The organism is Skermanella aerolata KACC 11604, assembly GCF_000936425.1.
In the GTDB taxonomy this organism is placed as follows: domain Bacteria; phylum Pseudomonadota; class Alphaproteobacteria; order Azospirillales; family Azospirillaceae; genus Skermanella; species Skermanella aerolata.
Window position 1 is genome coordinate 1 of record NZ_AVFK01000061.1, and the last position, 24,871, is coordinate 24,871.

Below are 24,871 nucleotides of genomic sequence, written 5' to 3' on the forward strand. Positions count from 1 at the left end.
GGGTTTTCCGACGGGTTGATGTGGCTCGTGTGAAAGGTGACATTGTCTTTCGGAGGTTCGATGAATTTCATAAGAAAATCTGTGAGGCTTGTGGAAAGACTCACGCCCTGTTTTTCTGGGTATTAACCTTACCATTACGCTCAATTTACTTTCCAGGAAAGATTCTATTCGAAGGAGATTGCCTGATTTCTGCAACCAACTTCGCAATCAGAAGAGCAACCAAGCACGCCAGCTTGCCCCTCGCCCGCTTGCGGGAGAGGGAGGGACCCGCCGCGAAGCGGGGGGAGGGGGAGGGTGCGCGTTCCCCGGCAACCACCTCCCACGAAGCAACCCGCCGCCCCGCTCTCACCCCCGCAGCAACCCGATCAATTCCTCGTCGCTCAGCTTGGCGCTCGCCTCGCTGCCGTCCAGCAGTTCCGCCGCCATCTGGCGCTTGTCCTTGTGAAGCCCCAGGATTCCCTGCTCGATCGTCCCGGCCACCGCCAGCCGGTAGATCGTCACCGGACGCTGCTGGCCGATCCGGTGCGCCCGGCCGGAGGCCTGATCTTCCACGGCGGGGTTCCACCAGGGGTCGAGGTGGATGACATAATCGGCCGCCGTCAGGTTCAGTCCCGTGCCGCCCGCCTTCAGGCTGATCAGGAACAGGTCGCCCTCGCCGGCCTGGAAGGCGTTGACCTGCTTCTCGCGCTCGCGCGCCGGGGTCTGGCCGTCCAGGTACTTGTACGCGATGCCGCGCTCGTCCAGCGCCTTCCGGACGATGTCCAGGAAGCCGACATACTGGCTGAAAACCAGTGCCTTGTGACGATTGCGCAGCAGCTCGTCCACCAGCTCCAGGAACAGCGACAGCTTGGCGCCCTCCATCCCGCTCGCTTCCGGGGCCGCCAGCGAGGGGTGGCAGCAGGCGCGGCGCAGGCGGGTGATTTCGGCCAGGATGTGGATCTTGCGCTGGCCGGCCGCCTCGCCGGGCAGGTTCTCGATCCGCTCGATGGCCCGCCGCCGCAACGCTTCGTACAGTGCCCGTTCGTCGTCGTCCAGATCGACCAGGATGGTCTGTTCGGTCCGCTCCGGCAGTTCGGTCAGCACGGCGGACTTGGTCCGGCGCAGGATGAAGGGGCCGACCAGCGCTTTCAGCGACTGACGCGCCGCCCGGTCTCCGCGCTCGATCGGCAGGGCGAAGCGCTTGCGGAAGCTCTCCAGCGATCCCAGCAGGCCGGGATTGATGAAGTGGAACAGGCTCCACAGCTCTTCCAGATAGTTCTCGACCGGCGTGCCGGTCAGCGCCAGACGGAATTCCGCCTGGAGCATCATGCTGGCCTGTGCCCGCTTGGTCGCGGCGTTCTTGATCGCCTGCGCCTCGTCCAGCACCGCGATCTGCCACGGCGTTTCCGACAGCAGCGCCGATTCAAGGTTGAGCAGGCCGTAGCTGGTCACCAGCACGTCCATCGGCCCCAGCGACTTGACCAGAACAGCCCGGTCGCCGGCATTGGCGAACTGGTGGACCCGCAAGGGCGGGGCGAAGCGCTCGATCTCCGCCGCCCAGTTGTGACAGACGGAAGTCGGGGCGACCACGATGATGGCGCCGCGCGGCGCGTGCTCCAGCATCACCGCGATCGCCTGGACCGTCTTGCCCAGGCCCATGTCGTCGGCAAGGCAGGCCCCGGCTCCCCAATGCGCCAGCCGGGACAGCCAGCGGAAGCCTTCCGCCTGATAGTCGCGAAGCTCGGCCTGAAGGGTGGACGGCACCTTCGGCTCGTGCCGGCCCGCCGCCCGGATCTTCTCGATCTGCTCGCGCCACTGCTTGTCGGAGTCGAGCTTGCCGGCCCCCTCCAGCGCCTCTTCCACGGCGGAAGCGGCCATCCGGTGGACCCGGCGGCCCTTGCCGTCGCCCTCGGTCAAGCTGCCGAGCCGGTCGAGCTGGCGGCGCAACTGCTCGGTCATCGCCAGGAAGCGGCCGTCGTCGAGCTGGATGAAACGGCCCTGCGTCCGGCCCGCGCGTTCCAGCAGCTCGCGCAGGTCCATCACGAGGTTCTCGTCGATCCGCAACTCGCCGCTGACCTGGAACCAGTCGCGCGCCGCCCGCAGCTTGACCGACATGCTCTCGGCGCTGGTCATCGCCGTCACCCGAATCCGGCCTTCTTCCGGCCACTCCAACTGGACGGGACCATCATAGGCCTGGACCTCGGACAGGAACTCCAGGCTGTCGAACAGATCCGGCAGCTCCCAGTCGAGGTCGCCCAGCGCCCGTTCGGCCAAGCTGGGGCAGGACGCCACCAGCGTCGCCAGTTCCGCCTTTTCGCGCTCCAGGTCACGGTTGGCCCGCTGGGTCTTGCCGTCGATCAGCGCCAGCACCGACTTGCCGGCATGGCCCGGCAGGTAGTGCGGCCCGTCCTCGCCGAACGGCCGGACGAAGGCGGAAACCCGCAGGCCCCGGTCGATCGGGACCAGACGAAGCACCGGCGTCGGGCTGCCCTCGATCGCCGGCACGTCCACGGCGTCGATCTCCGACCGGATCGGCAGAGACCCGCCCATCGACTTGCGGACCATCGCGATGATCTTCTCGCGCCCGTCGCGCGGTACGGTCATGCCGTCGGGACCCAGCAGTGCTCCGACCCTGACGACATCGAGCGGGACTTCGATCACCCGGTAGCGGTCGCGCGTTTCCGGCTCCAGGAAGACGGTCGGCGCATCGGCGAAGTGCGACAGCGCGATCCGGTAGCCGCCGCGCGCTTCGGAGATGACCAGTTCTACCGGATAACGGACCAGTTCCAGCTGGCGGTTTCGGTCGTTGGCGTCGAACACCCTCGGGTGCCCGGCCAGCGCCAGCAGAGTCTTGTTGGGATCGGGACCGTATACCTCGTTCACGCTGTAGCCGTAGATACTGCGCTCGAATCCGTGATGCAGGCTGTCGATCACGCGGCGGTCGTCCTCGTCCACTTCGAGCGGCGGGTCGTTCTTGATGACGCGGCGGAAGGACAGCGCCCGGCCGGTATTCCAGCCGTCCCGCTTGGAAGTCTGCTCGACAGGCTCGATCGTGCCGATATCCGGATCGACCAGCCAGATCAGGCGTTTGCCCTTCTTCTTGGCTGGCTCCTCGGGCTTGGAAGGGGCGACCAGCAGCGTTTGCAGATGGTCCAGCGCCCGCTGCCACGGCTCGTCCACCTGCATCACGTCGGTCAGAAGGATTATCGGCTCCCGGTCCCGGCGGTCCAGAAAATCCAGGTAGGGTTCTGGTGCGTCGGACACCTTCTCCAGCATGGCGGCATAGGTTTCCGCGACCAGGGGCAGGGACCCCTTGTACCGGACGAACAGATCGTGCAGTTCGCCCGCGCGCTTGCCTGTCCGCTTGCGGTCGAGCATGAATTCGGCCAGATCTTCCAGCATCCGCGACAGCGGCGTCCGGTGCAGGGACTTGGCCATGGCTGCCAGGGTGAGTTCGGCTTCCCGGTCGTTGCCCCTGGCGATGGCGGACAGGACCCTGATCGCCCAGAACCCGATGTAGTTGGGATTGAATCCGGAGTCGCGGTCGGCGTCGTTGAGCCAACTCCCCAGTTCCCTCATCAGGCTGGGATCGCCTTCCCGCAGCAGGCACAACGATGCCAGCAAGCCCTGGATGTCGGGCAGGAAGATCTTGCGCTTGTGAGTTGCCTTACGGAACAGCCTGAGCGCTTCGCGAAAGCGTCCCAACGCTTCCGCGTTCCGTCCGCTCAGGAAGTCGACCATTGCGGCGATATGTTCGATGGCGCTCGCCATCAACACGGCGTGGTCTGTAGCTTTGCCCGTATCGTCCGCTTCGGCAAGCTCGCGCAGACGCGAAAGCAGCAGCGCCGTCCTGGCTGGGCTGCCACTCAGCGTCTCGAACTTCGCAAGGATGATCAAGGCCGCGGGTGTCAGTGTGGTCCGCTCCAGGTCGCGGAGTTGACCCAGGAAAGCCGGAAAATCGGCTGGCGGAGCGCCGTAGTAGAGGAAGGAAAGCAGTTTCGCCATCAAGATGGCTTCCCGGATGACCGGCGCTCGGCTTTCCAGCCACTGCGGTTCCAGGACCAGGAGTCCGAAGAACTGCGTCAGCCTGTTCCAGGTCTCCGCAGGCTCCTTATCCGTGTAATCGGTGATGAACTCGTCATCGTTCAGGTAGATGGCAAGCCGCAACTGCCGCGCGCCCGCCGATTCATAATGGTTGGAAAACTGGTAGATGCTTCGCCGCTCCGCCGCCTGGTTCGCCTTCAGGTACAGGTCGCTCCGGGGGTCTTCGAGTGCGGCGATGTTGATATGGTGCCGGACCTGCGAATGCGCCTCGCCGAGGCGGTTCCACAGCCCGTTCCGCTTGAGCTGCCCGATGCTCTCGCCGAGCACCTGCGGATTCAACGCCGTGCCGTCCGGCAGCGTCAGCTTCGCCACCGTCGCGACGGTGAGCAGACCGTCCTTTTCGACATAGGGACCGGCGATCGCCTTCAAATGCGCCACGATCTTGGCACACGGGGCGAGCGCCTCGTAATGCGCGATAGAGCGGTCGTCATCCGTGGACGTCGGCGCAACAGTCGGGGGAGTGAGGGAGTTCTGCGGCATCGGACAAGGCTAGCCAGTGCGGGGATGGGAAACAACCCGTCCCATCGTCGACAGGAAGCTGGACCACATAGCAAAACGGCGGCCCCAGTCCGGGGCCGCCGCGGATGCTGCAAGCGAACGGTTGCCGGCGCCGGGTGCTCAGCCTTCGCTGAACATCTGCTCCTGCTGGTAGTTCTGCGCGCCGACGCGCTGGATCAGGTCGAGCTGGGTTTCGAGCCAGTCGATATGTTCTTCGGTCTCGTCCAGGATCTTGACGAAGATCTCGCGCGACTGGAAGTCGCGGACTTCCTCGGCATAGGCGATGGCCTCGCGAAGACAGTTCGCGTTGTGGCTCTCGATCCCAAGATCCGACGTGAACATCTCGGGAACGTCCTCGCCGATCTTCAGCTTATGAAGGTCCTGGAGGTTGGGCAGACCCTCAAGGAACAGGATACGCTCGATCAGGTAATCGGCGTGCTTCATCTCGCCGATCGATTCCTTATACACGTAATCGGCGAGGCGCAGGAGACCCCAGTTCTTCAACATGCGCGCATGCAGGAAATACTGATTGATGGCCGTCAGTTCATTGGTAAGAATGATATTCAGGTGACGGATTACTTTAGGATCGCCCTTCATTTTTCTTCTCCAATGCAAGCGCTGTGGATCAGCCCCTTGGCCGCATCCCGTGGGAATGCGAGAATCTCACATTCCACTAAATATACGAACCGGCTTCGAATAAAACCTGAAAGTCATTCGCAGCGGCGTTTTTCTTCCCTTTATAACAACGCCGGTCCGGCGTGTTCCTGGGTCAAGCCCGTTGCTGCTGACGGCGGATGGCCTCGACAATCGAACGGCCGAGCGGCGCGTCCGATAGTTCGCCGATCGTCACCGGCAATTTGCGCTGCCAGTTGGGATGCTGATGGACGGTGCCGGGAAGGTTCGGCTGGTCGATCTCACCCACGATATCCTCGACCTGGACCATCAGGATGCGGCCTGGACTCTTCGCCAGATAGCCGTGGATTGCGCCTACCAGTTCGGGCGTCAAATGCTCGGAACCGGTTTCCTGCGGGACGACCCGTGCCCAGCGCATCGAAGACAAAAGCCGCTCCCTGTCGGTCCAGCGTTCCGCCAGTTCGGCATCCAGCGCGCCGGGTGCCGCATACTGGCCCAGCTCGGCGCGGACCCGGATGTCATGGCCGCTCCACCATCCCTTCAAGGTCGGCAGGTCATGGGTTGTGACCGAAACCAGGGCGTCGCGCGGGTAATGTTCAGGTGCGATGAAGCCCTTGTCCTTGCCGCGTTCGAAATAGAGCACCCGGTACGACAGGATGCCAGCTTCCTGCATGGCGGGGCGGAAGCCTTCCGGCACGGTGCCAAGGTCCTCGCCGATGACGAGGCAGCGGTTGCGCCGGGACTCCAGGGCAATGATCCGCACCATGTCGCGCATCGGGTAGGTCACATAGGCGCCGCCCTCGTGACCGGGCCTGGACGGTATCCAGAACAGGTGCTGGAGCGCCATGACATGGTCGATCCGGATCGCTCCGGCATGGCGCATATTGGCGCGCAGCCCCTGGATGAAAGACTCGTAGGCCGTCTCGATCAACCCGATCGGCGACAGCGGCGCCAACCCCCAGTTCTGTCCGTCCGGGCTGAACATGTCGGGCGGCGATCCGACATTCGCCCCTTGGACGATCAGCGACTGGGCATACCACGCGGCGGCCCCGCCGGGATGGTTGGCGACCGCCAGATCGCGGTAGAATCCGATCGGCATGCCGGCGGTGCGTGCCCGATGGGCGGCGGTGCCCAACTGGTCGTCGGCCAGCCATTGCAGCCACTGGAAGAACTCGATCCGCTCGGCGTTGTCCTCGCGGAAGCGGGCGACGGCCTCGCCTTCGGGATCGCGGAAGGCCTCGGGCCATTCCTGCCACATCCACTTGCCCTGGCCCTTGAAGAAATGCTCGTGCAGGGCGTCGAAGGTCGCCTGCCGGACCAGGGCGTCGTCCATCTCCCGCTGGAACAGCAGGAAACCGTCCCAGCGCTGTCCCTGGACCGTGCGGGCACTTTGGAACAGCAGTTCCAGCACCGGCATCTTGAGGTCGGAAACGGCGGGGTAGTTGACCAGCGACGACTCCCGGACCGCCCGAAGCCGTTGCTGGAAGTCCTCGCCGGCGATCAGCGTGCGCGCCTCGGCGCAATGCTCCAGTTCCGGCAACCCGCCGACATCGATGTAGAGGGTGTTGAGGAAGCCCCGGTTGCCCGGAGAGTAGGGGCTATTATGGTTCGGGTCCGCCGGGAACATGGCATGCAGGGGGTTCAGCCCGACCACGCCGGCTCCCAGTTTCGCCGCCTGCTCTGCCAGGGCGCCGGCGTCGGTGTAGTCGCCGATGCCCCAGTTGCCTGGCGACCGCAGGGCGTAGAGTTGGACGCCGACGCCCCAGGTCTGGCCGCCACCCTCCACCATCTCGTCCGGCGTCAGGCAACTGTTGGGCGCCAGGATCAGCGTCGCGGCCCCTTCATGGACGACGGCGCCGCCTGCGTTCAACTGGATCGCCAGCCGGTGATAGCCGTGGGAAAGACCGGCTGGCAAAGCCAGCTTGTGGCGGGTGTAGCGGACGTCGTCGAACACGGCCTCGCCGGTCGGCGGCAGCTCCGCCAGGGGCTGTTCGCCCCAGTGGACGTCGCCTTCCTCCTCGGACAGGGTCCAGGTGATGCCCGCGGGATCGGTCTGGGTCGGGACGGTGAAGTCGATCTCCGGACTGTCGCCGTCGCCCAGCACCAGGACCGGCGTCAGCATGCGCCGCCACGCGCGCTCCCTCAGCCGGTACAGGCTGTCCGCCGCTTCTTCCGGCGTGCCAGCGGGAAAGCCCATGGCTTGGACGAGGTCGCGCTTGGTGGCGGGGCCGATCTCCCGCCGGTTGCCCCAGATGTCATGGTAGAACGGCTCGATTCCCACGAGTTCCGCCAGCCGGTCCAGATCGGCGCCATCAGTCATGCTCTTAATTCCTTCTTGATCCCCTGGCCTGTTTCCTCAGGCCCTTCAAGCCGTCCCAGTGCCGCTGGCATGGCAGGCAACGGCCCACGCGCCGATCCGTCCGGCCTTGAGGTCCGCAGCCACGGACGGCGCGGTTTCGAAAATCAGCTCACCATCGGGAGCGTCCACCCCATCGACCGGGGCGTCCCCGAGATTAGCAACCAATGTCAGCCGTCCGCTATCCCCCAGCGGCCAGTGCGCCACGATAACGGTATCGTTCCGCACCTCGGCGGTGCTGTCCGCGCCGATCTTCGACAGCAGCGGCACGATCCTGGTGCGCCTAGTGACAATCAGTGTCTTATACCAGGAAAGCCACTCCGCATGCGAGGGCTCGGATACCGCGTCCCAATCCAGCTTGGACCCGTTGAAGGTCGATGCCTCGTTGGGGTCGGGGATCTTCTTCCGAGCTTCGGGGTCGGAGAATTCGGCGAACTTGGCGAACTCCTTGCGTCTTCCTTCGCGAACCGCGTCGGCAAGTTCGCCGTGGAAGTCGGTGAAGAAGTTGAAGGGGCGGTCGCTGGCCCATTCCTCGCCCATGAAGAGCATGGGGATCTGCGGCGTCAGCAGGAAGACGGCCGTGATCGCCTTCAGGCGTTCGGCAGGGATCAGCGCCGAAAGCCGCTCGCCCATGGCGCGGTTGCCGACCTGATCGTGGTTCTGGAGGAAGCTGACGAAGGCCTGCGGCAGCAGGTGCGCGCTGGGTTCGCCCCGGATCTTGCCGTCCTGATGGGGCGACGGATCGCCCTGGTAGACGAAGCCGTCCATCAGCGACCGCGCCAGCTTCTCGTGCGACTCGTCGCAGAAGTCTTCGTAGTAGCCGGCGCGCTCACCGGTCACCAGCGCATGCGCGGTGTTGTGGAAGTCGTCGTTCCATTGGGCGGTGTAGTGCGGCGGCAGGCGGTCGTCGTCGCGGACCAGCCGGTGCGCCTGATTGGCCTCGTTCTCCAGCACCAGATGGACATGGCGGCCCGGCGTCGCTTCCTCGACCTTGCGGCGGACGGTTTCCGCCAGTTCGGTCAGGACATGCGGCTTGCTGTCGTCGATGATCGCATGGACGGCGTCGAAGCGCAGTCCGTCGAAGCGGTACTCGTTCAGCCAGTACAAGGAGTTATTGATGAAGTAGTCGCGTACGGGACGGGCGTCCTTGCCGTCGAAGTTGATCGCCGCACCCCAGGGGGTGTGGTGCCGCTCGGTAAAGAACGACTTGGCGTAGGCGCTGAGATAGTTACCTTCCGGGCCGAAGTGATTGTAGACGACGTCCAGGAAGACCATCAGGTTCCGGCCATGCGCCTCGTCGATCAGGCGTTTCAGGGCATCCGGGGAGCCGTAGGCGTCGTCGGGAGCATAGGGCAGGACGCCGTCGTAGCCCCAGCCCCGGCGGCCAGCGAAATCGGCCAGCGGCAGGAACTCGATCGCGGTCACTCCCAGGTCGGCCAGATGGTCCAGCTTGCGGCGGACGCCGTCATAGGTGCCTTCGTCGGTGAAGCAGCCGACGTGGAGTTCGTACAGGATGGTCTCTTCCCACGGGCGGCCGCGCCAGTCGGTGTTGCGCCACTCGTAGCTCTTCGGATCGACCACGAGGCTCGGCCCGTTGACGTCCTCCGGCTGGAACCGCGACGCAGGGTCGGGCACGGCAAGTCCGTCCGGCAGCTGGAACTGGTAGCGGGTTCCGGCGGGCGCCTTGTCGGTCACCAGCTCGAACCAGCCGTCCGCCTGCTTGGACATCGGCTGGGCATCGTCTTTTCCGCCGTCCAGGACAAGCCGGATTTCCGGTTGCGAGGGAGCCCAAAGGCGGAATCGCGTGGTGCCGTCGTCGCGCGTTTCGGCGCCGAACGGCATCGAGTGGGAATAGCGGGTGGTCATGGGGAGGGGCCATCCTGGCTTGGGCTGATTGGTCACCGCATAGAACAGCCGTATGCCGAGGATGATCCCGCAGATTGCGTTTGAATAGGAAGAAAGCCGCGCCGCGTGCCGGAGGAGGCTTGCTTCAGGAAACGTCGTCCATCAGCTCAGCCGGGTATCCGGCGGCATGCAGCTTGGCCAGGATGGCATCGACGTGGCCGTGGTCGCGCGTCTCCATCACCACGTCGATATCCGCCATTTTCACGGGGACGTTGTGAAATAGGCGTCGGTGATAAATCTCTACGATATTGCCGCCCGCTTCGCCGAGGAACTGCGCCACCTTCGCCAGCGCTCCCGGCGCATCGGTCAGCGCGATCCTCAGACGGACCATCCGGCGCTGCCGCACCAGCCCCCGCATCAGGATCGAGGCCAGGATACGGGCATCGATGTTGCCGCCGCACAGCACGGTCCCGACGTTGCGTCCCCTGAAGCGTGGCTGGTCCGCCAGGATGGCCGCGAACCCCGCCGCACCCGCTCCCTCGACCACCAGCTTCTGCTCGGTGATCAGCGTGTCGATCGCGCGCTCCAGGCATTCCTCGCTGACCAGGACGATATCGTCCACATGGACCCGGATGATCTCCCGTGTGATATGGCCCGGCGACTTGACGGCGATGCCTTCCGCGATGGTGGCTCCCGCACAGGCCACAGGCGTCCCGGCGAGCGTCTGCTTCATCGACGGATAGAGTTCCGCTTCCACCCCGACGATCTCGATGTCCGGCTTGATCGCCTTGGCCGCCGTCGCGATCCCGGCGATCAGCCCGCCGCCGCCGACGGGGACGACCAGCACGTCCAAGTCCGGCACGGCGTCCAGCATCTCCAGTGCTATCGTTCCCTGACCCGCGATGATCAGCGGGTCGTCGTAGGGATGGACGAAGGTCAGTCCGTCGCGGTCGGCGATCCCGTGGGCGAAAGTTTCGGCATCGCTCAGCGTCTCGCCATGCAGCACGACCTTGGCGCCGTAGGATTCCGTCCGCTCCACCTTGGTGAAGGGAGTCTGCGCCGGCATGACGATGGTCGCCGGAATGCCGAGCCGGGTGGCATGGTAGGCGACGCCCTGGGCATGGTTGCCGGCGGACATTGCGATGATGCCCTGTGCTGCTTCGGCGGGTGTCAGGCTCTTCAGCTTGTTGAGCGCGCCTCGCTCCTTGAACGAACCGGTATGGTGCAGGCATTCCAGCTTGAGGTGGATGCGGCAGCCGGTCTGTTCGGACAGGCGGGGCGATGGGATCGTCGGCGTGACCGTCAGGTCGCCCGCGAGCGCCGCTGCCGCCGACCGGATGTCGTCAAGGCCGATGGTCATGATATGCGGCTCCTGGTGCTGATTGGCTGGTTCATTCCGGGCGGAGCGTCAGCCGGCCGAGGCTTTCCGACGTCACCTGCTCCAGCGTGCCGGAGATCGTGAAATGCCGGCCGTCGCGCCACTGTTCCACCAGATCGCCGTAATGGGACGACAGCGGATTGCCCGATTGCCCGGTGGAGATCATGAAGCGGGAGTTCTCCGGATCGGACATGTCGTAGATCGCCCGGTATCCCGCCCCGTGGATATGGGAAAACGGAGCGCCGTCGTCCCGGATGCTGCTTCCGCCCCGGTTGACCGTATGGTTGCCGCCATCGGTTTCGATCCCGATGTCGAACAGGTCCTTGAGCACGGGAACCCGGCTGAGGACCTGATGGGCGAGCGGCGCGCGGTGCTCCGCCCCCCAGCGCCATTTCGTCATATCGGACCCGTGACGCTCCGAGAGCGTCACCAGGGCACGGTCGAGCGACCGGCCTAGCATGTCTTCGCAGGTCTCTCTGGCGTCGGCGGTGGTGACGTCGTCGCACCATTGCGGCGCTTTGGTAAGGATATGCAGGACGAGCCGGGGACTGGCGCTCATGACTTCCGGGAACAGGGGGCCGAGTTCGTCGGCATAGAGAGCCCGATGCAGTTCGCGCGCCCACCATTCGTAGATCAGCGGCTCGGTCCGGTCGCGGCTCATGGTCCCATCCCAGCCGCGCAGCATGTCGAGTGCCGCCTTGGCGTTTTGAGACACCGGATTGATTTTCAGCATCAGCGGCAGCAGGTCGCGCGCCGCCAGCGAGACGGTATCCCTCATTAGCGCTTCCGCCGCATCGACATCATGGCGGCGGTTCGCCTCCAGCACTTGTTCGATCCGGGCAGCGCGGTACCAATCGTCCCAGCGGCTGGTCAGGAACCAGCGGTAATCCGGGCTGGTGACGCGGTTGTTGGCATTGACGATCTTGCCGGCGGCTGGATTGAAGTCCTGCGGCAACTCCTCGAACGGAATGGCGCCGGTCCAGGCATATTCGTCGTTCCAGCCCGGTACCGGAACGCTGCCGTCGCCCTTCCGGCGGATTGGGACCAGTCCGGGCGTATAGAAGCCGATATTGCCCTGGATGTCGGCGTAGACGATGTTCTGCTGCGGCGCCTGGATCAGCCGGAGTGCCGCCTTGAAGCCTTCCCAGTCGGGAGCGCGGTTCAGCCGCCACAATGCCTCGGCCGTCGTGTCGCGGTCGCTGAGGCCGGTAAAGGCCAGGGAGATTACGTGGCCTTCGGGTGCTGCCTGGACGGCCCTCGGTTCGATATCGGACAGGACAGGGCCGTGGCGCGTCGTGCGGACGACGAGTTGCTCGTCGTCCGCGTCCTTCACCTTGATCGTTTCGGTACGCAGTTCGAACGGACGCGGCCCGTCGGGTGTCAGGTATTTGCCAGGGTCGGACCGGTCCAGCCGCTCGACGTAAAGGTCCTGCACGTCGCTTCCGGTGGTGGTGAATCCCCAGGAGATCCTGTCGTTGCGCCCCAGGACGGTGAACGGAACTCCGGGCACCGTAGCGCCGGTGACGGACAGTCCGGGCGCTTCGATCCGCGCCAGATACCAGAGCGTCGGCGCGCCCAATTGCAGATGTGGGTCATTGGCGAGCACCGGCTTGCCGGTGCCGCTGCGTTCTCCCGAAACGACCCATTCGTTGGAGGCGGTCGCGGGGCCGAGCGGCGGCGGCAGGGACGCATGAAGCCGGTCGAACTCCAGACCGGTCAGATCCGATGCGAGAGTCACCGGGGCGCCGGCCGGGTAGTCCGGATACATCTGGCGGATCGTCTCGGCGGGGAACTTCTGCATCAGCCGGGCGCGCAGCAACTCGTCATTGTAGTTGCCGCTCAACTGGAGCGCCATCAGCTTGCCCCAGAGCAGGCTGTCCGCCGGCTTCCACGGTTCCGGCTGGTAGCGCAGCACCTGGAACTCGAGCGGGAGCGGACCGCCATGGCTGCCGAGCCACGCATTGACCCCTGCGGAATAGGAGTCGAGCGCCTGCCGGACTTCTGGCGCCAGGGCCTGAAGGCTCGCTTCGGCGCTCGCCTGGAAACCCAGCACCCGCATAAGCCGGTCGTAGCGCAGGCCGGCGCTTCCAATCAGTTCCGACAGCCGGCCGGCGCCGATCCGCCTGTTCAGATCCATCTGCCACATGCGGTCGCGCGCATGGACATATCCCAGTGCGAAGTAGGCGTCCTGCTGGGAACGGGCGAAGATATGGGGAACCGCATTGCGGTCGGTCGCGATCTCCACCGGGGAGGTCAGGCCGGGCAGGGTGACGGCGCCGTCAAGCTGAGGAAGGCCGGAGCGCAACCACAGCCATCCGCCCCCGATGACTGCGGCAGGTAGGATGATGATGAGTGTCAGCGCTACGAGAACCGTTCTCTTCTGCCAACTCATCACCGCTCCTTACTAGTTCCTGACCCAAGGGGCCAAGCTAGCCCACGTGCCGGATCGGTCGCAACCTTAAGTACGGCGCGCAGGGCCCGGCCTGCCAAGTCCCTGATAATTCGATTATTAACGAAGTTTTCATCATGAAAATCCATAAAGCGGAGAGGTCACCGAGACAGCATCGGCCCAGTACATCTTCAATGATGGAACGCGAATCCATGCCCCTGGAAAATACCACTTTCGACCAAGCTCACCATACCGGCAGTTATCCCGATGCGGCTGCCATGGTAGCGGCATTGATGCCCGAGCAGCCGGTCTATTGCGTGCGGCCTCACGTACTGCGTGGCACGGCCCGGCGCTTTGTCGATGCTTTTCCAGGCTCAGTCCTTTATGCCGTGAAGTGCAATGCGGAACCGATGTTCCTTGACGCGCTGCATGCCGGCGGCATCCGCCATTTCGATACCGCGTCCCTGCCGGAAATCTCCGCCGTGGCCGAACGGCTGCCGGACGCATCCTGCTACTTCATGCATCCGGTCAAGCAGCGCGGCGCCATCCGCGCCGCCTATGACGACCACGGCGTGCGGCACTTCGTGGTCGATCATCCCGACGAGCTGGCGAAGATCATGACTGAGACGGGGTACAGCCGCGATGTCGTGATCATTGTCCGGCTGGCGACCGCCCGAGGGGCGGCGGTCTACGATCTCGGCGGCAAGTTCGGTGCTTCGCCCCGGCAGGCGGCCGAGTTGCTGGAAACCGCCCATGGCGCCGGCTACAGGGTCGGCTTGTCCTTCCATGTCGGATCGCAATGCATGACGCCGGGGTCATATACGGCCGCATTGCGGCTGGCGGCCCATGTGGTTGAATTGGCCAGGGTCCCGCTGAGTGTGGTCGATATCGGCGGCGGCTTCCCAGTCGCCTATGTCGGCCTGACGCCGCCGCCGCTGGACGATTACTTGGAGGCCATCGCGGCGGGGTTGAGCCAGATCGACTTGCCCGGCGACCACGAGGTTTGGTGCGAGCCTGGCCGCGCCCTGGTCGCGGCGGGCGCCTCGCTGGTCGTCCGTGTCGAGTTGCGGAAAGACAACTTCCTCTACATCAACGACGGTGTCTACGGCAGTCTGTCCGACCTGAAATACGCCGGCCTGCGTTTTCCTATGCGCGTCCTGCGGCCTGAAGGCAGCCGGGTCGAGGTACTGGCGGACGATTTCGGCGACTTCAGCCTGTTCGGGCCGACCTGCGATCCGGTCGATGTCATGGAAGGCCCCTACCGGCTGGCGGCGGATGTCCGGGAAGGCGACTACATCGAGATCGGGCAGGCGGGCGCCTACACCATCGAGTTGCGCACTGACTTCAACGGCTTCTATCCCGACCGCTTCGTCGAGGTCGAGGACGATGCATTCCTGCCGTCGGACGAGATGGAGCCCTGCCAGCGCTTGAGCCAAGCCGCCGAATAGCGGCGTTCGCCCCGACAACATGCCGCATGGTGGAACGAGGCCGTATCGCGTCAAGTGCGGCGCCACTGCCTCATTCCATCGTGTTCGGACCGCATGTCCATTTCTCATGATTCTCTGTTCAGGGCCTTGATCGACGATGTGGGCCGGGCGGGCGTCCTGATCCGCGATTACCTGCCTGAGATCATCTCAAGCCGTCTGGCCGACGAACCGCCGGTCCTGCTGGATGGCACCTTCGTCGATCCCGCGCTGAAAGCCAGTCAGAGCGACCGGCTGTTCAGCGTGACGCTCCGTGATGGCGGCTGGGCGCATCTCTACATCCTGTTCGAGCACAAGAGCGCTCCGGACCCTTTCATCGTCTTGCAACTGCTGGGCTACCGCCGCGAGATCTGGCGGCGCTACGCCGGAACGAGCGCCGGCAAGGCGCTCAGCCTGCCGCTGATCATCCCGCTGGTCTTCTATCATGGCAGGCAGGCAGGAATGGAAGGTGCCGCTGTCGATTACCGAGTGCATCGACGCGGACCAGGAACTGCGGGAGTTCATGAGCGGCATGGGCTACGTCCTGTGCGACCTGGGCCACATCCCCGACAACGAACTGGCTTCCGATGCGGAAGTCTGCGCCGGTTTGCTGCCGCTCAAGCACGTCTATCGCGGCACCGATCCGGAGATTCTGCTTCAAACGATATTGCCTCGGCTGACCGACGGGACTCATTTGGAAGAACAGGTGATCCGGTATATGATCCGCCTGTTTCCGGCCATCACCAGCGAATTGCTGACCAGAGTCGCACGCCGGGTAAAACCGCACCGGGAGGGAGAGTTGATTTCACTCGCAGCAAAGGAATGGCTCCGCCAGGGTGAGGAAGCCGGGTTCGCGAGGGGCGAGGAACTTGGTTTTCTTAAGGGTGAGGAGCGGGGCGTCGCCAAAGCCAAGATCGATTCCATCCTGGTCACGCTGGAAACCCGCTTCGGATCGGTTCCCAGCGACATGGAAGCTCAAGTCCGCCGCTCGGCTACTGAGCTGCTGGACGATCTGTTCAAACGCGCGCTGACGGTGGCGTCCCTGGAACTCGTGTTCACCAGCGACAATCGGCACTGAACGGCGCTGCCGTCCCGTTGGAACACGGGCGCGGAAGTGCTACATTCCCGTCCATGAACTCCTATCGAGAAAAGACCCTTCGCGGGTTGCATGCCGGCGGCTTTCACCGCATCGCTTATGCAGAATGGGGGCCTGAGGACGCCGACAGGACTGTCGTCTGCGTCCACGGCCTGACGCGCAACAGCCACGATTTCGATGAGCTTGCGCCGACGCTGGCTGCCGAGGGGTTTCGGGTCGTTTGTCCCGATGTTGCAGGGAGGGGCCGGAGTGGCCGTTTGATCGCCGCCGCGTCCTATGCGTTCCCCCAGTATCTTGCGGACATGACAGCGCTTGTTGCGCGTCTCGATGTCGAGCAGGTCTACTGGGTCGGAACGTCGATGGGCGGTTTGATCGGCATGATGCTGGCGGCTCAGCCCGACACGCCCGTCGCGCGTCTGATCCTGAACGATGTCGGCGCCTTTATGCCAGCGGCGGCGCTTCAGGCGATAGCCTCCTATGTGGTCGAGGAACCGGAGTTTGACGACATTGGGGCTCTGGAAGCCGGACTGCGCGCGCGTCTCACCGGCTATGCCCCGGTCACGGCCGAGCAGTGGCGCCGTCTGGCCGAACACGAGGCCCGCGTTCAGCCGAACGGTAAGCTGAAGTTCGGCTACGACCCCGCCATCGGCGCCGCACTGGCGGCAGCTCCCGCCCAGGATGTCGATCTCTGGCCGATCTACGACAGGATCACCTGTCCAACCCTGCTGCTGCGCGGCGGCGACAGCAACCTGTTGACGCCTGACACTGCGCACGAGATGACGACGCGGGGACCGCGCGCCGAACTGGTGGAATTCCCCGGCGTGGGGCATGCTCCGCCGCTGATGGCGGAAGACCAAATCGCGGCGGTTCGCGACTTCCTCGTCGACGCCTGATCCTGCACGAGGACCATAGATGACCGCCTTTCCGATTTCCAGGCCGGCGCAGTCGGCCTGCGAAGGCTTCGACGACGAACAGACGCATCTGTTCGATTCCCTTGCCGGCATCCTGGCCGACGAGCCGACCTGGAAGCAGCGCCGCTCGGTCTTTTTCCAGATCGTTGAGCGCCTGCGCAAGGCGTTCGAACGTAACCGTCAGGACCCGGACAGCCGAGGCGACCTGCCTTTCATGGCCGTCCTGCCGCTCCATATCGGCGCCATCCTGGAGAAGCTGGGAGAGGAGGAGATCATCTCGGTCGAGCAGGCCGCGTTCTATCTGCTCTCCATCCATCCTGAGCACCAGCAGGTCGCCGACCAATGGATACAGAGCGACAAGGCCAACTTGAAGGCCATGACGAAGTTCATCGACACCAACCCGTTTTACGCCAGTCTGCACCGTTCCTATGAACAGTATGCCGCCGATCCTGACGACCGCTGACGCTGCTCCACCGCCGCCGCTACCGTTCGAGTTCCCGCCCTTCGTGCCACGCGCGCCCTGGTGGGGAGCCGACCTCCAGACGGTGCGCAGCGTCCTGCTGCGCCAGACCTTTGCGCTGGAAGATTCCCCGGAAAAGCGGCTGCGCTTCCGGATGCCGGATCTTAGCGGGGACGTGCTGCACGGTATCCTGAACCAGCCGGCCGAGCCGCGCGCCCTGCCGCTGATCGTCCTTGTCCACGGGCTGACAGGGTGTGCCGAAAGCCACTACATGCGCGCCAGCGCCGCTATCCTGCTGCGGCGCGGCTTTACCGTCATGCGCCTCAACCTGCGGGGCGCAGGGCCGTCACGTCCCTTCTGCGTCGAGCAGTATCATGCGGGTCGGTCGGAAGACCTGCTGGCCGTGCTGACGCAATTGCCGGGGAAACTGACCAGGTCGGGGATCGTCCTGGTAGGCTATTCGCTGGGCGCCAATCAAGTCTTGAAACTACTGGGGGAAGGAGCGCCCGAGAACGTAATTGCGGCCGCGGCGATCTCGGCGCCGATCGATCTGGCCGAAACCAGCCGGCGCATGATGAGCCGCCGGAACTACATCTATCACCGGCGGATCGTCGCCCGGATGAAGGAGGAAGTCCTGGGAATGCCGATCCCGGACATCTTTCGCCCTATCGTGCAAGGCGTTCGGAACTGCTACGAATTCGACGACCGTTTCGTGGCTCCACGGAACGGCTGGAAGAGCGCCGACGAATATCATCGAGTCAACTCGGCAGTCCGCTATATGAACGGCATCCGCGTGCCAACGCTGGTGATCCATGCGCTGGACGATCCTTGGATTCCTGGAGACGCCTATCTGAACTACGACTGGACCGCCAATCCCCGCTTGACCCCGCTGCTGCCCCGCCGGGGCGGCCATGTCGGGTTCCACGGTGCCGACGGCCCCGACCCATGGCATGACCGTTGCTTGCTGGAGTTCCTGAAGGGCTTCGCCGCTTGAGGACCCGTCACCTTCAATCAAGGCGGAACTGATCGCCGAAATCCGGCAAACTGGGAGCACGCTCGATCAAGGCTTGGACGGTGACCAGGGCATTTTCGAGTGCGATCGTCACTCCCGGAATCATCTTTTCGGCGTGCTCCGGTTCTTCCATCAGGCGGTCGCGCATATCGCTCAGGGTCCGCAGTTCCGGCAGGAAGAGTTCGCGGGCACCTAAGGGCAGGGCGACGTTTTCCTTGAGCATCCCGTAGAACCTAGTGCTGGTACGGACCAGCATGACCAGCATGACGGTGTCCAACTGCCGGAAGCGGGCAGTAAGTTCGACCGTGTGCTCATCTTCCAGTCGGGTCAGCCGCTCCTCGATGAGGGCGATCAAGGCCTGGAACTCGTCGACCTTCGCCCTGAACTGGAAGTAGCCGGCATAGCTGTCACGGCTGGCGTACCGATGAGCCTTCTCCGCCAGATGCGCAGCCTCGCGCGCCTGCTTCTCAAGTGCTACGAGCATCGTTGCAATTTCACGCCTGCTCAACCCAGTATCCTTTTTCCGCCAACTCATTCAGGGCGTCCCGCGGTTGATATCGAACTGGGTATATAGCTTCGCCTGATCCACGGGGAGTCCTGCTCGCATATGCGAAGCGTGGCAAATCAGCGCCATAAAGCACAGGGTTGGTGCGGGCATGTCTTGAAAAGCCCAAATTTATTATCCGGTTACCCTGAACTCACCGCTTCCCATACGGGTTGACCTTGGCCGGCCGCATAATTGGCCGGTCAATGGATCGGGAGGAAGCGACAGATGCGGTGGCAGGGCAGGCGCCAGAGCGAGAACGTCGAGGATCAGCGCGGCAGGAGCCCCATGGGCGGAGGCGGCATGCTCGGCGGCAGAGGGGTTCGCGTGGGCGGGTTCGGCATCGGCGGAACCCTGATCATCCTGCTGCTCGGGCTGGTCTTCGGGTTCGACCCCAGTATCCTGCTGAACGGCGGGTATGTCGACGAAGGTCCGGCTCCGCGATCCTCCACGGTCAACCCGCGGAGCATGCCGTCCGCCCAGTCCGGCGCCGAGGGAGATCTGGCGAACTTCGTGTCGGTCGTGCTGGCGGAAACCGAGGATGTCTGGGGCAACATCTTCAGCCAGTCGGGCCGGACCTATGAAGAGCCGGTCCTAGTCCTGTTCAGCGATGCTGTTCAGTCCGGGTGCGGCTCGGCTAGCTCGACCATGGGACCCTTCTACTGCCCGGCGGACCGCAAACTCTATATCGACCTGAGCTTCTATCGGGACCTCCGCAGCCGCATGGGAGCGCCCGGCGACTTCGCACAGGCCTATGTGGTCGCCCACGAAGTTGGGCACCACGTCCAGAACCTGCTTGGCGTAAGCCGGGATGTCCAGGCCGCACAGCGTCAGGTGTCGCAGAGTGAAGCCAACGCGCTGTCTGTCCGTGTGGAATTGCAGGCTGACTGCTTTGCCGGGATCTGGGCGCACAGCATGGCGCAGAAGCAAGGCGTCCTGGAGGATGGCGACATCGAAGAAGCCCTCAACGCCGCGAGCGCCGTCGGCGATGACCGGCTTCAGAAACAGGCGACCGGACGGGTGACGCCCGACAGCTTCACCCATGGCAGTTCGGCGCAGCGGGTGCAATGGTTCCGGCGCGGGCTGGACAGCGGATCGCCGAACTCCTGCGATACCTTCGGCAACGGTTGATTGAAGTGCGGCTGATCGGCCGGTACCTGATTGAACGGCGGCTGGTCAGTCCGCCAGTTCGAGCACGACGGGGGTGTGATCGGATGCCTTCTCCTCGGCGCGCGGCCCCTTATCGATCCGGCACTCGACAAGCCGGTCCGCCGCCTGCGGCGACAGCAGGAAATGGTCGATCCGGATACCCTGGTCGCGCGGCCAGCGGCCGGCCTGATAGTCCCAGAAAGTATAAGCGTGCTGCTCGTCCGGGTGCAGCGCGCGGAAGGCTTCGGTCAACCCTAGGTTCAGCAGTGCCCTGAACTGGGCGCGGCTTTCCGGCCTGAACAAGGCGTCGGTTTCCCAGGCCTGTGGGTCGTAGACGTCCTCCGCCGCCGGAATGATGTTGTAGTCGCCGCCAAGCACGAAGGGCCGCTCGGTCTTAAGCAGCCCCTGCGCGTGCTGGCGCAGCCGTTCCATCCAGGCCAGCTTGTAAGGGTATTTTTCCGTGCCGACCGGGTTGCCGTTCGGAAGGTAGATCGACGCGATCCGGATACCGCCGACCGTCGCTTCGACGTAGCGTGCCTGGACGTCGTCGGGAGATCCCGGAAGATGGTCCAGGATATCCTCGACCGGCTGCTTCGCCAGGAGCGCCACGCCATTGTAGCTTTTCTGGCCGACCACGGCACAGTTGTAGCCCATAGCTTCGAAATCGCCTTTCGGGAACGAAGCGGTCTCGCACTTGATCTCCTGGAGCAGGACGACGTCAGGCGAGGCGCGGTCCAGCCATCCCAATATGTTGGGCAGACGGGCTTTGGCGGAATTGACGTTCCAGGTGGCGATCTTGACCATGGGGCAGGCGACTTTCCGGACGCGGACAGAAAAAGGCCCGTACCGGTTCCGGCACGGGCCTTTCTGGATACCGCCTTAACCCGGCGGCATCAAACGGCAAAATTCAAACCCGGTCAAACCGCGAACGACGACCCGCAGCCACACGACGCGGTGGCATTGGGGTTCCTGATCTGGAACGACGCCCCCATTAGGTCCTCGACGAAGTCGATGACGGAGCCGTTCAGCAGGTCCAGCGACGCATCGTCGGTGATGACGCCGATCCCCAGATGCTCGAAGACATAGTCGTCCTCGTTCTTCTTGTTGTCGAAGCTGAACCCGTACTGGAAGCCGGAGCAGCCGCCGCCCGATACCGTGATACGCAGCATCAGGCTGTCGTCGCCTTCCAGTCCGCGCAGCACCAGGACGCGCTTGGCTGCGCTGTCGGAGATGGTGACGGCCCGAGCGCCGAGGCTCGCAGGCGCCACGGGGTCGATCGAGGTGGTGTTCAGCGCCGTGTCAGCCATGGAAAACTCCTTAGCTCCAATCGGATGGGACCTGGAAAACAGACCCTTAAATGAAATCAGAAGTCCCTATGTAAGCAGACCTGACCGATCCGTCAAAGGCCCAGCCGGAGAACAGGTCAATAAGTCGCGATCTTCATTGAAAAGAGGGCCGCTCTATCGGTAGTGTCCGGACCATGAATGCGGAACAACACCTTCTCCCAAATACGTCTTCCGGTCTCGGCCGGCAGGAGGTGGCTCCGTTCGCCACCATGCCGGAGCATACCCGCGGCCGGCTCAAGGCGGAACCGGAGAGCCCGACGCGTTCCGTCTTCCAGCGCGATCGCGACCGCATCATCCATTCCGGTGCTTTCCGCAAACTCAAATACAAGACCCAGGTCTTCGTCTACCATGAGGGCGATTACTACCGTACCCGCCTGACCCACAGCCTAGAGGTGGCGCAGATCGCCCGATCGGTCAGCCGCACGCTCGGCCTCAACGAGGATCTCGCGGAGGCGGTGGCGCTGGCGCATGACCTTGGGCACACCTGCTTCGGCCATGCCGGAGAAGAGGCGCTGAACGAGTCGATGCTGCACCTCGGCGGCTTCAGCCACAACGACCATACGTTGCGCATCCTGACGAGGCTGGAACGTCGCTACGCCGACTTCGACGGGCTTAACCTGACCTGGGAAACCCTGGAAGGCGTCGTCAAGCACAACGGTCCGCTGCTTCCCGAACTGCCGGGTCATACGCTGCCGACCACCATCAGGGAGTTCCAGGACGAGTTCGACCTTGAACTCGGCACCAATCCGGGCATGGAAGCGCAGGTCGCGGCTATTGCCGACGACATCGCCTACAACAATCACGACATCGACGATGGACTGCGCGCCGGTCTGTTCACCCTGGACGAGGTAGCGGAACTGCCATTGCTGGGTGGCATCATCCGGGGGCTGCACGACCGATATCCGGGACTGGAGCGTCAGCGCCTGATCCACGAAACGGTTCGCCGGATGATCGACCATATGGTCACCGACCTGATCCTGGAAACCCGCCGCCGCATAGCGGAGGTCAAGCCGCAATGCGCCGCTGACGTGCGCAACGCTCCCCGTGCGCTGGTGGCGTTCAGCGAAGAGATGCGCGCCCATGATCGGGTCTTGCGCGCTTTCCTGAAACAGCGCATGTACCGCCACTACAAAGTCAACCGCGTCACCAGCAAGACACGGCGCGTCGTGTCGGAGCTGTTCGCGCTGTTCATGGCCGAGCCCGAATGCCTTCCGACGGAATGGCAGGAAGATCTGGAAGTCCTGAAGGAAAGCGTGAGCGCCGGCGCGCAGGAAAAAGCACGCGCGCGGCTGGTGGCCGATTATATTGCAGGCATGACCGATCGCTTCGCACTGGCGGAGTACGAGCGGATGTTCGACATGGAATCAAAGACCTGATGAATCTTTTCAACGAGTTCGCCAAAGACCTGCGCGTCATCCTGGATGACCTTGCCACCGGTGGAGACCTGCCGGCGGGTCTCGATCTTTCCAAGGTGACGGTCGAGCCGCCGCGCGACCCGTCGCACGGCGATCTTTCCACCAATTCCGCGTTGGTGCTGTCGAAGCAGGCCGGCCGCAAGCCGCGCGACATCGCGGAACTGCTGGCCGCGCGCCTGCGAGCATTGCCCGACGTGACTTCGGTCGAGATCGCGGGTCCTGGATTTGTCAACCTGCGCCTGTCCGACGATACGTGGCGCGAACGCGTCGGCGACATCCTGGTGGCCGGGGTCACCTATGGCAACGGCAGCATCGGAGCCGGCATCGCCGTCAACGTCGAATACGTCTCCGCCAATCCGACCGGCCCGCTGCACGCGGCCCATGCGCGCGGCGCCGTCGTCGGCGACGCCCTGGCATCGCTGCTTGAGAAGGCGGGATATACCGTCACGCGGGAATACTACATCAACGACGCCGGTGCCCAAGTCGAGGTGCTCGGCCGCTCCACATATCTGCGCTACCGGGAAGCCCTGGGCGAGACCGTCGAGATCCCGGCCGGCATGTATCCGGGCGAATACCTTAAGGATGTCGGCGCGGCGCTGGCGGAACGCGATGGCGCGAAGTGGCTAGATGCTTCCGAGGCTGATTGGCTGCCGGTCACCCGCGACTTCGCTATCGAACAAATCCTTGCCGGCATCAAGCAGGATCTCGCCGATCTCGGCGTCAGGAACCAGGTGTTCTCGTCGGAACGTGCGCTGATCGCCAGCGGTGCCGTAGAGGACGCCTATCAATCGCTGGTCGAACAGGATCTGATCTATACCGGCGTGCTCGAGCCGCCGAAGGGCAAGAAGCCCGACCACTGGGAGCCGCGTCCCCAGACCCTGTTCCGCGCCACCCAGTTCGGCGACGACGTCGACCGCCCGCTCAAGAAGTCAGACGGAAGCTGGACCTATTTCGCCAACGACATCGCCTACCACCTCGACAAGTACCGGCGCGGCAGTTCCGTGCTGATCGACGTGCTGGGCGCCGACCATGGCGGCTACGTCAAGCGGATGCAGGCGGCGACGACGGCGGTGACGGGCGGGCAGGGCAGCCTGGACGCCAAGATCTGCCAGCTCGTCCACCTGTTGCAGAACGGCGAGCCGGTCAAGATGTCGAAGCGCGCCGGCACCTTCGTCACGCTGCGCGACGTGATCGATCAGGTCGGCCGCGATGTCGTCCGTTTCATCATGCTGACCCGGCGCAACGACCAGACGCTGGAGTTCGACTTCGCCAAGGTGACCGAGCAGTCCAAGGACAACCCGGTCTTCTACGTCCAGTACGCCCATGCCCGCTGCTGCTCGGTCCTGCGCCACGCGCAGGACGCCGATCCCGCGCGCAGCCTGGCGCCGGAAGATCTGGCGGCGACTGCAGTCCTCGCCCGTCTGTCCTCGCCGGAGGAACTTGAGCTTATCAAGTTGATGGCAAGCTGGCCGCGCGTGGTGGAGTCGGCGGCTCAGGCCCATGAGGCTCACCGCATCGCCTTTTACCTGTACGATCTGGCCGGAGCGTTCCATGGACTGTGGAACAAGGGCAAGGACGACACCACAATGCGTTTCCTGCTGGATGAAGATCCGGAACTGACGACCGCCCGGCTGGCGCTGGTCAAGGCGGTGTCTATCGTCATCGCGTCCGGCCTGGACGTAATGGGAGTGGAGCCTGTCGAGGAACTGCGCGGATGAGCCAGTACGATCCCCGAGACTTCTATGAGCCCGGAAATCAAGCCGGGAACCAGCAGGGCAGCCAGCCTGATCCCGAGGACGCGCGATATATGCCGCGCGATCTCCGGGTGGAACCGCGCGAGTATCAGCGTGGGACGTCGCGGCCCAACCCGGATGCCCGCCCTCGCACGCAGCGGCGTCTGCTGGCGCCCGTCCTGGCGGTCGTCGGCCTCATGGTCTTCTTCGCCATCGTCTGGTTCGCGTGGTCCAGCAGCCAGCCTACGGTCGGTGAAGGTGGGATGCCGGTCGTCAAGGCCGACAACTCGCCCGTTAAGATGAGGCCGGAGCAGCCGGGCGGCATGGCCGTGCCCCATCAGGACAAGCTGATCTACGACCGGCTTAAGGCGGAGACCGGCAATACCGAGACGGCCGCGGTCGAACGTCTCCTGCCGCCGCCGGAGAACCCGCTGCCCCGCCCCGAAGCTCCGCCGCCGCCCGAAGCGATTGAGGAACCGGCGACTTCCGGGCTGCCGCCCTCGGCGATGGAAACGCCGGCTACGCCGGGCAATGGCGTGCCGGAAGCGCCGGCCAGCCAG

Annotated in this window: 17 protein-coding genes and 2 pseudogenes; 10 read left to right on the top strand and 9 right to left on the bottom strand. The window is 64.3% G+C overall.

The annotated features are described in order from the left end of the window. Positions 1-345 precede the first annotated feature (345 nt). From N826_RS34900 to N826_RS34925, 6 genes are all read right to left on the bottom strand, one after another. Complete coding sequence (locus tag N826_RS34900; RefSeq protein ID WP_147039967.1) at positions 346-4,563, bottom strand: DEAD/DEAH box helicase; 4,218 nt, start codon at positions 4,561-4,563, stop codon at positions 346-348. 138 nt (positions 4,564-4,701) lie between these two features. Next, positions 4,702-5,178: a bacterioferritin gene (bfr, locus tag N826_RS34905; RefSeq protein ID WP_044436756.1), complete on the bottom strand. Its 477-nt coding sequence runs from the start codon at positions 5,176-5,178 to the stop codon at positions 4,702-4,704. Positions 5,179-5,350: 172 nt separating this feature from the next. Further along, positions 5,351-7,534: a 4-alpha-glucanotransferase gene (malQ, locus tag N826_RS34910; RefSeq protein WP_044436758.1), complete on the bottom strand. Its 2,184-nt coding sequence runs from the start codon at positions 7,532-7,534 to the stop codon at positions 5,351-5,353. A 45-nt stretch (positions 7,535-7,579) separates the two neighbouring features. Further along, positions 7,580-9,436 (bottom strand): malto-oligosyltrehalose trehalohydrolase, encoded by a 1,857-nt coding sequence (treZ, locus tag N826_RS34915; protein WP_044436760.1) that lies wholly within the window; start codon positions 9,434-9,436, stop codon positions 7,580-7,582. 124 nt (positions 9,437-9,560) lie between these two features. After that, positions 9,561-10,775, bottom strand: a complete 1,215-nt coding sequence (locus tag N826_RS34920; protein ID WP_044436761.1) for a threonine ammonia-lyase — start codon at positions 10,773-10,775, stop codon at positions 9,561-9,563. 31 nt (positions 10,776-10,806) lie between these two features. Further along, on the bottom strand, positions 10,807-13,185 hold the full coding sequence (locus N826_RS34925; RefSeq protein WP_044436763.1) for a penicillin acylase family protein: 2,379 nt from the start codon (positions 13,183-13,185) through the stop codon (positions 10,807-10,809). A gap of 209 nt (positions 13,186-13,394) precedes the next feature. On the opposite strand from N826_RS34925, the gene N826_RS34930 reads away from it, so the two are divergent. From N826_RS34930 to N826_RS34955, 6 genes and pseudogenes are all read left to right on the top strand, one after another. Beyond that, on the top strand, positions 13,395-14,630 hold the full coding sequence (locus tag N826_RS34930; RefSeq protein WP_084721460.1) for a type III PLP-dependent enzyme: 1,236 nt from the start codon (positions 13,395-13,397) through the stop codon (positions 14,628-14,630). A gap of 93 nt (positions 14,631-14,723) precedes the next feature. Beyond that, positions 14,724-15,032, top strand: a pseudogene (locus tag N826_RS46130) (Rpn family recombination-promoting nuclease/putative transposase); the annotation flags it as partial. A gap of 58 nt (positions 15,033-15,090) precedes the next feature. Then, complete coding sequence (locus tag N826_RS45520) at positions 15,091-15,723, top strand: Rpn family recombination-promoting nuclease/putative transposase (RefSeq protein WP_044436767.1); 633 nt, start codon at positions 15,091-15,093, stop codon at positions 15,721-15,723. Positions 15,724-15,776: 53 nt separating this feature from the next. Then, the gene (locus N826_RS34945; protein WP_044436768.1) at positions 15,777-16,634 is read left to right on the top strand and encodes an alpha/beta fold hydrolase; all 858 of its coding nucleotides are present in this window, start codon (positions 15,777-15,779) and stop codon (positions 16,632-16,634) included. Between the two features lie 19 nt (positions 16,635-16,653). Next, complete coding sequence (locus N826_RS40935; protein ID WP_052832627.1) at positions 16,654-17,115, top strand: hypothetical protein; 462 nt, start codon at positions 16,654-16,656, stop codon at positions 17,113-17,115. Continuing rightward, positions 17,081-18,106 (top strand): YheT family hydrolase, encoded by a 1,026-nt coding sequence (locus N826_RS34955; RefSeq protein ID WP_244619372.1) that lies wholly within the window; start codon positions 17,081-17,083, stop codon positions 18,104-18,106. Before N826_RS40935 ends, N826_RS34955 begins: the two co-directional genes overlap by 35 nt. 13 nt (positions 18,107-18,119) lie before the next feature. Here the strand turns inward: N826_RS34955 and N826_RS34960 are convergent, their stop codons facing one another. Further along, positions 18,120-18,608 (bottom strand): hypothetical protein, encoded by a 489-nt coding sequence (locus N826_RS34960; protein WP_052832629.1) that lies wholly within the window; start codon positions 18,606-18,608, stop codon positions 18,120-18,122. Between the two features lie 288 nt (positions 18,609-18,896). Here N826_RS34960 and ypfJ point away from each other — a divergent pair, with 288 nt between their 5' ends. Continuing rightward, positions 18,897-19,799: a KPN_02809 family neutral zinc metallopeptidase gene (gene ypfJ / locus N826_RS34965; protein WP_044436774.1), complete on the top strand. Its 903-nt coding sequence runs from the start codon at positions 18,897-18,899 to the stop codon at positions 19,797-19,799. Between the two features lie 45 nt (positions 19,800-19,844). Here ypfJ and N826_RS34970 read toward each other — a convergent pair whose 3' ends face one another. Together N826_RS34970 and erpA are read right to left on the bottom strand one after the other, a co-directional pair. Beyond that, on the bottom strand, positions 19,845-20,621 hold the full coding sequence (locus tag N826_RS34970; RefSeq protein WP_044436776.1) for an exodeoxyribonuclease III: 777 nt from the start codon (positions 20,619-20,621) through the stop codon (positions 19,845-19,847). Between the two features lie 113 nt (positions 20,622-20,734). Then, entirely contained in the window at positions 20,735-21,124 is a 390-nt protein-coding gene (erpA, locus tag N826_RS34975) for an iron-sulfur cluster insertion protein ErpA (protein WP_084721458.1), read from the bottom strand. 173 nt (positions 21,125-21,297) lie between these two features. On the opposite strand from erpA, the gene N826_RS34980 reads away from it, so the two are divergent. From N826_RS34980 to N826_RS34990, 3 genes and pseudogenes are all read left to right on the top strand, one after another. Next, positions 21,298-22,539 carry a deoxyguanosinetriphosphate triphosphohydrolase gene (locus tag N826_RS34980; RefSeq protein ID WP_044436778.1) on the top strand — a complete coding sequence of 414 codons (1,242 nt, stop codon included), beginning with the start codon at positions 21,298-21,300 and terminating at the stop codon, positions 22,537-22,539. Beyond that, the gene (gene argS / locus N826_RS34985) at positions 22,539-24,296 is read left to right on the top strand and encodes an arginine--tRNA ligase (protein ID WP_044436780.1); all 1,758 of its coding nucleotides are present in this window, start codon (positions 22,539-22,541) and stop codon (positions 24,294-24,296) included. Before N826_RS34980 ends, argS begins: the two co-directional genes overlap by 1 nt. Then, a pseudogene (locus tag N826_RS34990) lies at positions 24,293-24,871 on the top strand (hypothetical protein); the annotation flags it as partial. The gene argS and the pseudogene N826_RS34990, both read left to right, overlap by 4 nt.